Source organism: Rubinisphaera margarita, assembly GCF_022267515.1.
In the GTDB taxonomy this organism is placed as follows: domain Bacteria; phylum Planctomycetota; class Planctomycetia; order Planctomycetales; family Planctomycetaceae; genus Rubinisphaera; species Rubinisphaera margarita.
The window spans coordinates 278,439-292,366 of record NZ_JAKFGB010000009.1 but is presented as its reverse complement, the minus strand read 5'-3'; the positions used below and the strand labels follow the sequence as shown (position 1 = coordinate 292,366).

At 60.3% G+C, this 13,928-nt stretch carries 8 protein-coding genes; all 8 read left to right on the top strand.

Annotated features, from left to right (window positions below; genetic code table 11):
- Window positions 1-30: 30 nt before the first annotated feature.
- The gene (rnhA, locus tag L1A08_RS04525) at window positions 31-522 is read left to right on the top strand and encodes a ribonuclease HI (RefSeq protein ID WP_238754683.1); all 492 of its coding nucleotides are present in this window, start codon (window positions 31-33) and stop codon (window positions 520-522) included.
- Between the two features lie 243 nt (window positions 523-765).
- Window positions 766-1,320, top strand: coding sequence for a superoxide dismutase family protein (locus L1A08_RS04520; RefSeq protein WP_238754681.1), 555 nt, complete (start codon window positions 766-768; stop codon window positions 1,318-1,320).
- Between the two features lie 201 nt (window positions 1,321-1,521).
- A complete protein-coding gene (locus L1A08_RS04515; protein WP_238754678.1) occupies window positions 1,522-4,761 on the top strand; it encodes a PSD1 and planctomycete cytochrome C domain-containing protein in 3,240 nt (1,079 codons plus the stop codon).
- Window positions 4,762-4,893: 132 nt separating this feature from the next.
- Window positions 4,894-6,291: a DUF1501 domain-containing protein gene (locus tag L1A08_RS04510; RefSeq protein WP_238754675.1), complete on the top strand. Its 1,398-nt coding sequence runs from the start codon at window positions 4,894-4,896 to the stop codon at window positions 6,289-6,291.
- Between the two features lie 434 nt (window positions 6,292-6,725).
- Window positions 6,726-7,889: an aminotransferase class V-fold PLP-dependent enzyme gene (locus L1A08_RS04505; protein ID WP_238754674.1), complete on the top strand. Its 1,164-nt coding sequence runs from the start codon at window positions 6,726-6,728 to the stop codon at window positions 7,887-7,889.
- A gap of 204 nt (window positions 7,890-8,093) precedes the next feature.
- On the top strand, window positions 8,094-9,377 hold the full coding sequence (gene serS, locus L1A08_RS04500; protein ID WP_238754672.1) for a serine--tRNA ligase: 1,284 nt from the start codon (window positions 8,094-8,096) through the stop codon (window positions 9,375-9,377).
- Window positions 9,378-9,657: 280 nt separating this feature from the next.
- Window positions 9,658-10,617, top strand: a complete 960-nt coding sequence (locus tag L1A08_RS04495) for a tetratricopeptide repeat protein (protein ID WP_238754670.1) — start codon at window positions 9,658-9,660, stop codon at window positions 10,615-10,617.
- 85 nt (window positions 10,618-10,702) lie between these two features.
- A complete protein-coding gene (locus L1A08_RS04490; protein ID WP_238754668.1) occupies window positions 10,703-13,900 on the top strand; it encodes a YCF48-related protein in 3,198 nt (1,065 codons plus the stop codon).
- Window positions 13,901-13,928: the final 28 nt, after the last annotated feature.

The following is a 13,928-nucleotide window of genomic DNA, read 5'->3' as shown; positions in this document are numbered from 1 at the left end:
ACATCTGCTGCTGAAAGCAGGTTCGCTGTCATGACCTCATCTGCCGACACCCCGGCTGACTCGTCCGAGCCGGTGGTCCTGCTGTTTACCGATGGAGCCTGCAAAGGCAATCCGGGCCGCGGCGGCTGGGCGTACGTCCTCAGACACGTGCCGACCAGTCAGGAACGCGAAGCTTCCGGCGGCGCCGCCGTCACCACGAACAACCAGATGGAACTGCAGGCCGTCATCGAAGGCCTTGAGGCGCTCACGCGGCCCGTCTTCGTGGAAGTGGTCACCGACAGCCAGTATGTCGCCAAGGGTTGCTCCGAATGGCTCGCCGGCTGGAAGAAGAACGGCTGGAAGCGGAAAGAAAAAGGCCGCCTGAAGCCGATCAAGAACGAAGAGCACTGGCGGAAGCTCGATGCCCTGCTCAACAAGCATAAGGTCAAGCTGACCTGGGTCCGGGGACACGTCGGACATCCCGAAAACGAACGCTGCGACCAGCTTGCCGTCGCAGCCGCTGAAGCGGTCGGAAACGAGTAGAGCCGCTGCTGCCAGACCGTTTCTCAATCCCCTGCCGTTCTGGGGAAGTCGCGCAATTTCCGCCCGTGGAAGCACTCCCCGGCTTGGCGCCGCGAGACGACGAATCAGAATGAACGGAGAGAAACGTCCACGCTTCGAACAATCTCTGGAAACTCGCCGCGTCGGTATGGTTTGCTGTACCAGTCCACTATGCTGACCGGAAGTCCATTCACTTTTGAGACCCGATGACAGGAGACTACGCTCATGATGAAACACCTCGCACTCGCTCTTACCCTCGCGGTTCTGGCACTGCCGGCCGCTGCTCAGGCTCAGCCGAAGGATGCCCACGCTCACGCCGAAGGCGCCCCTCCGATGCCGACCGAAGCCGTCGCCGTGCTCGCGCCGACGGAAGGCAACAAGGTCAAAGGGCTGATCATGCTCACCAAGAAGGACGGCTACGTGCATGTCTGGGGCGAAGTCCACGGACTGACTCCGGGCGAGCACGGCTTCCACATTCACGAGTTCGGCGATCTTCGTAAGCCGGACGGCACCTCGGCCGGTGGCCACTTCAACCCGGATGGACATGACCACGGCGGCCCTGGCGATGACAAACATCACGCCGGTGACCTCGGTAATATCACCGCCGGCGAAGATGGCGTCGCCAAAGTCGACATCAAAGCCAAAGGCCTGCACCTGCACTTCACGCTGGGTCGCTCGATCGTCGTTCACGCTGGCAAAGACGACCTGAAGAGCCAGCCGTCCGGAGACGCCGGTCCCCGCGTCGCTGTCGGAGTCATTGGCGTCGCTCAGGGTAAATAATCCGAGCCGCTGATCCCTGAAATAAACGAAGCCCTTCCGATGCCACGCGAATCGGAAGGGTCTTTTTGTGCGCCTGGGGAATCGGAAATCAACCGGAACGAATAAGAAAGCCTCGATCTGACACCCTCGTTCCGATATAGTCAAGACTAGCACTCCCGCCTGGCTCTCCGGAACTGCTTCCCGGTTTGAGGATTCCCCGCAATGCGTATTTCTGCCTGTCTGCTTCTCTGTCTGCTCGCGCTGCCGCTGTCGTGGTGCGCCGCTTCCGAGGAACAGGACGCTGCCCAGATCGAGTTTTTCGAGAAGCACGTTCGTCCGCTGCTGATCGAACGCTGCCAGTCCTGTCATGGCGTCGACGAACAGGAAGGAAGCCTCCGGCTCGACTCGCGACATGGTTTGCTTGAAGGGGGCGACACCGGTCCGGCGATCGTTCCCGGAAAACCCGACGAAAGCGAACTTGTTCTCGCCATCAGCTACGATCCGGACGGCTACCAGATGCCGCCGGATGGCAAACTGTCCGACGAAGAAATCGGCATTCTGACGCAGTGGATCGCGAACGGAGCCGTCTGGCCGGGCGGCGATGAACCGGTCGAAGCCGCGGAGGAGGGATTCGATCCCGCGTCACCCGATCACTGGTCGCTCTATCCGCCGAAGATGCCGGCGATCCCTCAGCCAGCTCAGCAGGAGTGGAGCAGCCACCCGATTGACGCGTTTATCCTGCGAAAGCTGGAGGAGGCGGAGCTGTCCCCTTCCGAGCCGACGAGTCGGGAACTGCTGCTGCGTCGTGCCACGTTCGATCTGACGGGACTTCCGCCCACCGCCGGGCAGCGGGAACGATTTCTCAACAGCGACGATCCGCAGGCGTACGAACAGCTGATCGCGGAGTTGCTGGCTTCTCCCCGCTATGGCGAACACTGGGGACGGCACTGGCTCGATCTCGTCCGTTACGCCGAGACGATGGGGCACGAGTTTGATTATCTCATCAACGAAGCCTGGCGGTATCGCGACTACGTCATTCGGGCTTTGAATAACGATGTCCCGTACGATCAGTTTGCCCGCGAGCATATTGCCGGCGATCTGCTGACCGAACCACGATTCGATCCGGAAACGGGACTGAATGAATCGATTCTCGCGACCGGCTTCTACTGGTTCGGACAGGCCAAACACTCCCCGGTCGATATCCGAGCCGAGCAGTGCGATCTGCTCGACAACCAGATTGATGTGCTGACGAAAACCTTCCTCGGCATGACGGTCGCCTGCGCCCGCTGTCACGATCACAAGTTCGACCCGATCCCCACCAGCGACTACTACGCGATGGCCGGGATCCTCGAGAGTTCCCGCCGCAGTTATGTCGATCTCCGCGACGCCGAGACGCTCGATGCGACGGTGATCCGCATGCTTCAGCTCAAGGAAGAGCACAAAGGGAAGGTGCTCGATCATGCGGTGGCACAACTCCGAAACACCATGCCGGCCGACCTCGAAGGCTTTGCGATCGCCGACCCGGCGGCCAAAGATCTGTCGCAGCCGTGGACCGTCTGGAAGCGACTCGCTTCCCTGAATGACGGCAAGCAGTTCCAGAATGCGAAGCAGAAACTGCTCCGGCAATTGCGGGAGCACAACGCCGCCTGTGCCGCCTACGAGAAGCAGTCGAGCGTCTACGAGGATTTCCGAACGGGGATGCCGACGTCGTGGATTCCGCAGGGACAGTCGTTCGCGGCGACCGGGGATCGAGTTGACTTCCTGTTTTCCGCCGACCCGTGGCATCCACTCGAGCGGATCGTGCCGCGGCATCAGGTTCACTCCGGGTCCGCCAGCGGCCTGACGTACGGCGTCCTGCGGACACCGACCTTTGTCATCGACAAGCCGTTCATCGATTACCATGTCACACGAACCAACGGCAGTCGCCTGACCGAAGTTCGGCACGACGGCCGACTCAAGGATGGTCAGATCCATCTCGTCATCGACTGTTTCCAGCAGGCGCGCTCGCCCATTTACGGTCAACTCTCGTTGAAGGTCGAAGCCAACGGTAAACCGCACTGGACACGGCAGGATGTTTCGAAGTGGGTCGGACACCGGGCCTACATTGAGTTCATGGACGAAGACCGCGGTCATCTGGCCGTTGATGAAGTCCGCTTTTCAGATGGCCAGACTCCGGTCACTCCTGCTCATGAGGAATTGATCGCCCTGCTCGACAATCCCGCCATCGATTCTCCGGCGGCGTTTCGCACCGCCTTCGCGGAACTGGTTTCGGGGAGTCTTGAACAGGTACGAACGATGGCCGGCAGCGGCCAGCAGCCGGATGCCCTCGCGATCGATCTGGTCAATGGCCTGCTCGATCAGCAGCAGACCGGCGACATGACGCAGCCACGACCGGAATGGCTCGATGCTCTGTATGTCGAACGGACATCGCTGGAGAAGCAGCTCGACACTCCGGTCCTTGGCGTCGCCATGGTCGACGGTAGCCCGATCGATTCCCCGCTGCTGATTCGCGGAAACCCGGGCAAGCCGTCCGACGAAGTTCCCCGACAGTTTCTCAGCGTGCTCGGCGGCACGCCCGAAGACATTCCAGCCGATCAGAGCGGACGGCTGCAGTTGGCCGAAGCGATGACCTCGCCGGAGAATCCCCTCTTCGATCGCGTCATCGTCAACCGCATCTGGAAGCATCACTTCGGTCGCGGACTCGTCCCTACGCCAGACGATTTCGGGCGAATGGGAACGCCGCCCTCGCATCCGGAACTGCTCGACTGGCTGGCGATCGAATTCCGAAAGAATGGCCGCTCTCTGAAATGGCTGCATCGCGAGTTGATGACGACCGCCACCTATCAGATGAGCAGCGACATTCGCCCCGACTGCCAGGAAGCCGATCCCCAGAATGTGCTCCTGCATCGGATGCCGGTTCGTCGGCTCGGTGCCGAAGCGATTCGCGATTCGATGCTCGCCGTCGCCGGGACTCTCGATGAAACGCAGTTTGGCCCGCCGGTTCCCACGTATCTCACCCCCTTCATGCAGGGGCGAGGACGCCCGAAGGCCTCCGGCCCGCTGAACGGCAGCAACCGCCGCAGCATTTATCTCGAAGTCCGTCGGAACTTCCTCTCGCCGATGTTCCTCGCGTTCGACTATCCACTCCCGTTGACCACCACCGGACGTCGGAGCGTCTCGAATGTTCCCGCTCAGGCCCTGGTGATGATGAATAACGAGTTCGCCTGGCTGCAGGCCGATCTGTGGGCCATGAACGTGCTCGAACAGCCGGAACGTCCGCTCGAACAGCGGATCACCGACCTGTATCTGACCGCCTACAGTCGAAAGCCGACCGAGATCGAAGTGAACACCGGACGCCAGTTTATCGAAGACGAACTGGCAGCCGGCCGAACCGAGCGGGAAGTCTGGCAGGACTATTGCCAGGTCCTCATGAACGCCAAGGAGTTCATGTTCATTCGATAGACAACAGAGACCGCACCCCCAATCGGGTGGGCATGCGCAACAAGACATTCCACACTGAGATTGAACGCACAATGGCCGGGATCCGCCTGCGGCGATCCCAGTCTACAAATTGAGACAAGCTGAGGTGTTGAGATGAGATTTCGATCAGCGATGCCGCGACGGGAGTTCCTGCAGAAGTCGGCGAACGGCTTCGGGGCGGCTGCTCTGAGTGCGCTCATGAGTGATGCGTTCGCCGCGGGCGATCTGCGGACCACCGGAACGCACCACACGCCGCGAGCGAAGAGCGTCATCTTTCTCTACATGGACGGCGGCGTGTCGCAGGTCGATTCGTTCGACCCGAAGCCGCTGCTCGAGAAAGAGCACGGCAATCCGATCAAAGCCAAGGTGCAGGCGACGCAGTTCGACAACATCGGCAAGGTGCTCAAGTCCCCCTGGAAGTTCCGCAACTACGGCGAAAGCGGGCTGCCGGTCAGCGAGCTGTTTCCCAGAACCGCCGAATGCATCGATGACCTCTGCATCATCCGCTCGATGACCTCGGCTTTCCCCGAGCACACCAACGCCAACTACTTCCTGCACACCGGCCACGGCCTGCAGGGGCGGCCGAGTATGGGAGCGTGGACCTGTTACGGACTTGGCACCGAATCGCAGAATCTGCCCGGCTTCATCGTCCTGAATGGCGGACTGATTCCGCCGGGTGGACTCGACTGTTTTCACAACGGCTTCCTGCCGGCCACTTATCAGGGGTCGCTCTTCAAGCAGGGCTCGGTCCCGGTCGCCGATATCGTGCCTCGGGAAACGTCGTCCGATCGGCAGCAGCGGAAGATGGCCCTGATGCGTCAGCTCGACAATGCGCTGCTGCAACAGACCGGCCCGCACGATGCGATTGAATCGGCCATCGCCAACTATGAACTCGCCTATCGCATGCAAACTTCGGTTCCCGGGCTGATGGACATCACCGGCGAGTCGAAAGAGACGCAGGAGCTCTACGGCCTGACAGCCGAGTTCCCGCAGACGCGGACTTACGCCCATCAATGCCTGGTCGCCCGCCGGCTCGTGGAACGGGGCGTCCGCTTTATCGAACTGACCTGCCCGGCTGTTCGTGGCGATCGCTGGGATCAGCATTCCAGGCTGAAGGAGGGCCACGAGAACAACGCCCTGGCGGTCGACCAGCCGATCGCCGGACTGCTGAAAGATCTGAAGCAGCGGGGCATGCTCGATGAAACGCTCGTCATCTGGGCGGGCGAATTCGGCCGCACGCCGATGGCCCAGGGCACCAACGGCCGCGATCACAATCCGTCCGGCTTCACCGTCTGGATGGCTGGCGGCGGCGTCAAAGGGGGCATGGCTTATGGTGCGACCGACGAATACGGCTACTACGCGATCGAAAACAAACTGCAGATTCACGACCTGCACGCGACCATGCTGCACCTGCTCGGCATCGACCACGAACGCCTCACCGTCCGCCACAGCAGCCGGGATATGCGCCTGACCGATGTCCACGGTAACGTCGTGCATGAGATTATCAGCTAGACGTTGCGACTTTCGCCCAAGGGGACCATGTTTGCATCGCATTGAAGATGCAGGGCAAGCATGCCCAATGGACGCCCTTTGAGAGTTGGGGTCGGAGGAAGCTACTATGACTCGACTCGTTTCGTTTCGTCGTGTGACGACGGTCCCTCATCAGTTCTGGAAGTAGCTGACGTTTCTGGCATGCTTGCCCTGCTTCGCGATGCAAGCATGGCACCCGGCACGGCGACGTAATTTATTTCTCGCTCGCACGACCGATGACTGTCACGGCCCGATTTTCTTGCTTGAAACGGCGCGATCGATCGTGGACAGAAACGGCCAGGTGTTCGGAGAAAGCTAAAGACAAGCCGCTTGTTGCTGGGCAACGCAGAGATGAATCTCTGTGCCATCCCCGGTTGGTTCTCGCCCCTTGACCAGGTGCTCACTAGAATGCCGGCATGGACGATGTCATTTATCTTGATCATGCCGCCACGAGTGCCCCGAAGCCGGAGCGTGTTGCTGCGCGGATTGCCCGGTATCTGCAGATGGAAGGGCTTTCGGCTGGCCGCGGAAGTTATCGCAGAGCCGTCACGATCGGGCAGGAGATTGAGGGCGGACGCAAGAAGCTGGCGTCGCTGATTCATGCGGAATCGGCCGATCGCGTGGTCTTCACCACCAGTGGAACGGAAGCTCTCAATCTGGCGCTCGGCTGTCTGGGCCAGGAGCCGGGCCATGTGATTGTCACAAGCTGGGAGCACAACTCGGTGCTGCGCCCTCTCGCCGCTGCTGCGGATCGCGGGGTGACGATCACTGAAGTGGAGCCGGGAGCGGATGGGCGAACTGATCCCGGCGATGTTCGAGCGGCGATCACTTCTGAGACGAAACTGATCTGCTGCGTGCATGCCTCGAATGTCACGGGCGTGATTCAGCCGGTCGGCGAGATTTGCCAGCTGGCGAAGGAGCGCGGGATCCTTTCGTTGATCGACGCGGCTCAAACGGTTGGGCATCTGCCGATCGATGTGCAGGAGATGGGCTGCAGCTTGCTGGCCGCTCCGTGTCATAAGGGATTACTCGCTCCACTCGGGACCGGGTTTCTTTACCTGCAGCCGGGCCTTGAAGACCGGATTCCTCCCCTGCAGTTCGGCGGCACCGGAACGCAGAGTGAACAGGCGGTGCAGCCGGCGGAGTTGCCGTATCGTTACGAGTCGGGCAGCAGAAACGTGCCGGGACTGATCGGGCTGGCCGCCTCGCTCGAAGCAATGTCGCCGGAATCGATCGCGGACGACGCCGCTCATCAGCGGGAGTTGACTGCGTTCTGCCTCGACCGGCTCAAGGGGATTCCGGGCGTGACAGTCTCTCTCCCCGACCTTCCCGGGGAACTGCGAGTCGGCGTCCTCAGCCTGAATGTCGAGGGGCAGGATCCGCGGGTTGTCGGCACGATTCTGGATGAATACTTCCAGATCGAAGTCCGCACCGGGTTTCACTGCGCCCCGCAGGCTCACCAGTGGCTGGGAACAGCCGAGCTGGGAGGAACTGTGCGGATCAGCTTTGGCAGCACGACGAGTGAATCAGAAATTGAGAAACTGGCGGACGCTCTGCAGCAGATTGCCGGTTCGTTTTAGCGCATTTTCGAGCTTCTCCTGCAGTCGTCTGCATCTGGATTTCGAATTCGCTCTCGCGGCCTGGCGCGGTTCAGGTCAGTTGAATTTGATGCGACGGCGAACCAGTGGTGACAGGCGGGCGGGTGTCTGCCATAATCCGGGCTCACTGCTGCCCGCGGGGGCGGCTGTTTTTATTCACGCCTGCTCACCAGTTGAAAACGTATCATGCTCGATCTGCAGTTTATCTGTGATGAACTCGACCAGGTTCGCCAGAATTGTGAAAACCGTGGCATCCGTGTCGACCTCGACGCTCTGATTGCACTCCGCGATCAGCGCCGCGAATTGATCACCAGCGGGGACAAACTGCGTTCCGAACAGAAGGAAGTCTCCAGCCGCATTCCGAAGGCCTCGAAAGACGAGAAGCCGCAGTTGATCGCTCAGGGAAAAGAACTCCGCGAGCAGGTCGGCAAGGTTGAAGAACAGCAGAAAGAGGTCGAGCAGAAGCTGCGGGAAATCCAGTCACAGATTCCGAACATGACGCATCCCGACGCCCCGGTCGGTCGCAGCGAGGATGACTCGGTCACGGTTCGGGAAGTCGGAGACAAACCGCAGTTCGATTTCAAGCCGCTCGATCACGTCGACATCGCGGAGAAGCTCGATCTACTCGACCTGAATGCAGGTGGCAAGGTCGCCGGGCATGGCTTCTATTTCTTGAAGAACGAAGCCGTTCTACTCGAACTGGCTCTGGTGCAGTATGCTGTCGAAAAGCTGCTGGCCGAGGGCTTTACGATCATGACAACCCCCGACCTGGCCCGCGATGAGGTGCTCGAAGGGGTCGGCTTCAATCCCCGCGGTGACGAGGCCCAGATCTACTCGATCGAGAATACCGATTTGAATCTGGTCGCCACGGCCGAGATTACCTTGGGCGGGATGCTCAAGGACGAGACGCTCGATGTCGACAAACTGCCGATTAAAGTCGCCGGGATTTCGCACTGCTTCCGCACCGAAGCCGGCGCTCATGGACGGGCAACCCGCGGGATTTACCGCGTGCACCAGTTCACCAAAGTCGAAATCTTCGGCTTCACTGCTCCCGACACGAAGCTGTCCGACGAGTTCCACCAGCAGATCCTGAAAATCGAGGAAGAGATTTTCCAGGGTCTGGGAATTCCCTACCGCGTGCTCGATATCGCAACCGGCGATATGGGCGGCCCGGCTTATCGCAAGTTCGACCTCGAAGCATGGATGCCAGGACGAGGGGAGTCTGGCGAATATGGCGAAGTCACGAGCTGCTCGAATTGCACGGATTATCAATCCCGCCGCTTGAATGTCCGCTGCAAGACGCAGGGCACGAAGGGGACTCAGTTCGTGCACACCCTGAATGGGACCGCCGTTGCGGTGACGCGAGCCTTGATCGCTCTGCTGGAAAACAATCAGCAGGCCGATGGCAGTGTTGTGGTGCCAGAAGTGCTGAGGAAGTGGGTCGGCAAGGATCGGATCGAACCGCGATAAAATTCACTTTGCCCAAATGTGCGAACTTCCACTATACTCCGCCACGAGTTCGCCCCGGAACCCTTTGTTCAGCGCACTAAAGTCCTCCACAACAGGAGTTTAGGCGAAACTCCGTCCGAAATTGGGCGTTCGCGGCGAACACTGATTTACAACGCATTTGTAGACGCTTATTATTTCATATCGCGTCTACATTGCCCGTGACTCGCCTCCGGCAGGTTGAGTCCGCACATTGTCAAGTCGTGCTGATTGATCGGTCTGTGTGCTCACTCAGGGAGAATCGATGGCACCCGGCATGCTGGAACAGACGAAAACAGAAGCGATGACGCTGATACGTCAGCGTCAATACGCGGAAGCACTGGAGGTGCTCGACGCGGTGAGCGGACTGCCTGCTCACGAGATGCTCGATGTGCTCGAAATGCGTGCGATGTGCTACTTCCGCACCAAAGATTTTGCGCAGGCGTGTGCCTGTTATCAGCAGATTGCCGATGAGGATCCCACGAGTTCCAAACCGCTGACCAATCTGGGTGCGGTTTACAATCGTCTTAAGCAGTATCCGGAAGCAGTCTCTGCGTTGCGGAAAGCGATTCAGCGGGACAAGCAGAACTTCGATGCCTACTACAACCTGGGCTTTGCGCACCGCAACTCCGGGCATCCGGAACTGGCTGTTCCGGCGTATAAGGAAGCGATCAAGCTCAATCCACAGTTCGATCAGGCTCATCTGAATCTGGCGAACGCGTATCTGGATCTCAACAACAATCGTCTGGCGATTGCCCATTATCAGGCGGCTCTGGCAATCAATCCGGAACTCGAGGCGGCAAGCCGGGGACTGAAGAAAGCTCAGGAGCGGGAGATCAGCTCCACATCGACGCAGAACCCGTTCGGGCGGCTGGTTGATGTCACGCAGTTGTCCCATAAGAAATGTTCGACGGCGATGCGGCAGCTGTCGGAAGCGGATCGGAAGGCCGACCGTGAGGACGTACTGAAGCTGACGAAAGCTCTTCGAAATGCGGCTCGGCATGTCTCCGAGGACATTCGTGAGAAGATGGAGCCGGCACTGCTCGCGTTGACGCGATCGCTGATCGATGGAGAGAATCGTCCCGACCTGATCGCCCAGAACTACGATCAGTTCCGGGCCCAGATTCCTCGCTTCGACGAAGGCCGCCGCTATCTCAAACGCGCCGTCCTCGAACTTCGTGGACACGAAGAAATGATGAATACTCCCGACATCAGCGAACTCTGAATCACACTTCTCCATAAACGAAACGGTCTGGTCTGTCAGGATGGACGAACCGGGCCGGTTCGGGAGCACCGGAAAGTAAGAACTCATGCATGGTCATGGACGACGTGCCCGGCCTGGCAGCTGGCTGCTGCTATTTCTTTGTCTCTGCTCCGTTCCGCTGGCCGCCGCCGACAAATCGACGGCTCCTCCGCTGACGCCGGAAGAAATCGTGCTGCAGGACGATGCGACTCTGCACGATGTTTCCTTCGTCGGTCCATCGCTCGGCTTCGCGGTGGGCACACGGGGAACGGTTCGAAAAACCACCGATGGCGGTCAGACATGGACGCTGTTGCCGACTCCCGTGGCCTGCGACTGGAAGGCGGTCCAGTTCCTGACCGATCGCATCGGCTGGGTTGCCGGGGGAGCGGTCTCCGCGGATGGACGCACGACCCAGGGATGCGTTCTGGCAACGCGCGACGGCGGAGAGACATGGTCGATCCAGGCCCCCGTCGATCTCGGCTACGTGCAGCATCTGCAATTCTTCGATCTCAGTCACGGCGTCGTCTGTGGAGAGCCCTCTCCGCAGAATCCGTCGGGCATCTGGCGGACCTCCGATGGCGGCAAGACCTGGCGTGGTGTTCAACATCCTCGTCAGTTCCGCTGGCTGGCCGGGAGTTTCACCGATCATGAGAGCGGCGTGCTGGTCGGTGAACAGGGTCGCGTGGCACTGTTCGGCGGCAATCAGCTGTTTCTCGACCCCGGCATCAACTGGGGCCACAAGGCGATTCGATCAGTCGCCGTCGACGACTCGGCCCGAGGCTGGCTGGTTGGTCAGGGCGGGTTGATCCGCTACTCACCCGGCGGCGCTTCCTGGCAGGATCCTCCGCGAGAAATCCCTGAAGAGTTGCAGCGGATCATGGACTTCCGCGACGTGGCTGTCCGCGGCGATTCGGTCTGGATGGTCGGGCACCCTGGCAGTGCCATCCTGCGATCGACCGATGGCGGACAGACCTGGCAAATGGTGCCGACGCCCTCCACAGTCCCATTGAATGCGATCACGTTCGTCGACGATTCCCACGGCTACGCAGTCGGCGAGCTCGGAACCGTGGTGAAGACGTCCGATGGAGGCAGCACCTGGCAACTCGCCGGTGGTCCGTCGCGGCGACTGGCGCTGCTGCAGTTTGCGACTGTTCCCGATGAGTCCTCGTTCAGTCTGATCGCTCGCTACAGCGGGCATCATGGGTATCGGTCCGGCATCGTGGCGTTGTCTTCGGCAAATGACCGAGAAGAGACCCCACAGGCGGTTGCGACGTCGTTGCGGTTCGAAACGGCCAACCAGATCTCGGCGGGCAGCACAAGCCTGACCGGCTGGACGCTGCCACTGGATCTTCCCGAGTTGAGAGAAAATCAACAGCAGTTGATTTCCCGCTGGAATCAGGCGACAGACGGACTGCTCTCCGAACAGGTCCTGATCCATCTCGTTCGCGATCTGAGAACGTATCGTCCGACCGTCGTCGTCCTGGATGCTCCGGTCGAAAACGATCAGGCCGGCAAGATGATGCAGCAGGCTCTGGAGAATGCCATCCGCATGGCTGGAGATCCCACAGCTGTGCCTCAACTCAAAACCATGACCGGGCTGGATCCATGGCCGGTCGCCCGGGTCGTTCTGCGGAATCGATCCGGTCAGGGGGGCGACCTTGTGCTGGACAATAGCGAGTACCTGCCGCGACTGAAGCAGTCGGTCCGTTCGGCAGCGGTTCCTGCATTCCGCATGACCGGCGGTCCCGAAGCACTGCCGCCCCTGTTCGAGAGTTACGCCGTTTCGAGCCTCACTCCGATTCCTCAGAATCTGCGAATGCACGATCTGTTTACCGGAATCGTACTCGGTCCCGGCAGCGATGCCCGGAGAGTCCTCCTCCCCACCGACGAGGCGGATCAGCGGGGCGAGGAAGTGGCCCGCCGCCAGCGGAACTTGCATGCGTACGTCAAGAAGAATCTTTCCGAAGAGCAGACCGCTGCTCAGACCATCGCTCAGCTCAACGACTTCGTGCGAGGCATGACGCCACAACAGGCGGCAACGCAACTCTACGAACTCGCCTGCGAGTATCGCACGAATCACGACTGGGACTACTGCGAAGCGGTCCTGTCCCGCATTGTCGAAGACTACCCCGCCCAGCCTCTGGCCGGAACAGCTGCACTCGAGTTGATTCAGTTCTGGAGTTCGCGGGAGATGCGGCAACTTCGACTCCAGGGACGCGGCGCTGGCAAACTGCGGAACGAATTTCAGACGTCGACTCCCTCCAGGAGTTCTTCCGGCATCGAACAGGTTGCCGGCGAGAAGATCGATGATTCACTGGATCCTGTCACCCCGGCCGTTTCCACCTCGGAAGTCGCGGCTTCCCTCTCCAGTGGCAGCCAGCAGGAGAAGTCGGCCTGGGAAGCCACCTGGCGACAGCGAGCAGTCGCGCTCTATGAGTTTCTGAAAAGCGACCATCCCCAGGTCGCCGCCACGGCTGAAGTGCAGTTTCCTCTCGCCGCCCTTCTTCGCGAACAGGGAGCCGAGCGGGCCGCCAACGACTTGTACGGGCACTTTCTGCTCGTCGAAGAACTGGATGAACGACAGATCCGCAACCCGCGTCTTCGCATCGCCGTGGGCGAGTTCTGGCTGCAGAGTCAGCAGGGGTTGCCACCCGGCGTGTTCAGCCTCTGCCTGAATGCGACGAAACCGCCACGACTGGACGCCGAGATCACCGAAGAATGCTGGGTCACCGCGGAAGAACTCCGTCTGAAACCAACTGTCGGGCAGCCTTCGCTCATGAATGCCCCCGGCGAAGAAACGCCGATTGTGCTCTGCACGTTCGATGAAGAGTACTTCTACGTGGCGGGACGCTTTCCGCGGCGGCCGAATCTTCCGGACGATTTGCCGATCCGAGGGGGACGCTACTATGATGCCGATCTGAGTGGCTTCGACCGATTGCAGTTCTCGATTGATGTCGATCGGGACTATCAGACGTCGTACGTGTTCGAAGTCGATCAGCGAGGATACACGAAGGAACGTTGTGGACAGGATGAAAGCTGGAATCCGGAATGGTACGTCGCCTGTGATGGTGACACCGAGAGCTGGCAGGTCGAAATCGCCATCCCGCGGGCTCAACTCGAACCGCCGGGAGGCGCTCGCAATCCCGTGTGGGCAGTTTCGCTCTCACGAATTCTGCCGGGTGAAGGGGTTCAAAGCTGGAACGGCCAGACGACAGCTGAGCCCCAGTTCGGAGCCGTCGGCCTGCTGCGACTGCAAACGCCCTGACCGCATTCTCTGGCGAAAGGCGGTGAGT

Bases quoted from the DNA above. Each gene is read 5' to 3' on its own strand.
- rnhA (WP_238754683.1), top strand. From the start codon at position 31: ATGACCTCATCTGCCGACACCCCGGCTGACTCGTCCGAGCCGGTGGTC.
- L1A08_RS04520 (WP_238754681.1), top strand. From the start codon at position 766: ATGATGAAACACCTCGCACTCGCTCTTACCCTCGCGGTTCTGGCACTG.
- L1A08_RS04515 (WP_238754678.1), top strand. From the start codon at position 1,522: ATGCGTATTTCTGCCTGTCTGCTTCTCTGTCTGCTCGCGCTGCCGCTG.
- L1A08_RS04510 (WP_238754675.1), top strand. From the start codon at position 4,894: ATGAGATTTCGATCAGCGATGCCGCGACGGGAGTTCCTGCAGAAGTCG.
- L1A08_RS04505 (WP_238754674.1), top strand. From the start codon at position 6,726: ATGGACGATGTCATTTATCTTGATCATGCCGCCACGAGTGCCCCGAAG.
- serS (WP_238754672.1), top strand. From the start codon at position 8,094: ATGCTCGATCTGCAGTTTATCTGTGATGAACTCGACCAGGTTCGCCAG.
- L1A08_RS04495 (WP_238754670.1), top strand. From the start codon at position 9,658: ATGGCACCCGGCATGCTGGAACAGACGAAAACAGAAGCGATGACGCTG.
- L1A08_RS04490 (WP_238754668.1), top strand. From the start codon at position 10,703: ATGCATGGTCATGGACGACGTGCCCGGCCTGGCAGCTGGCTGCTGCTA.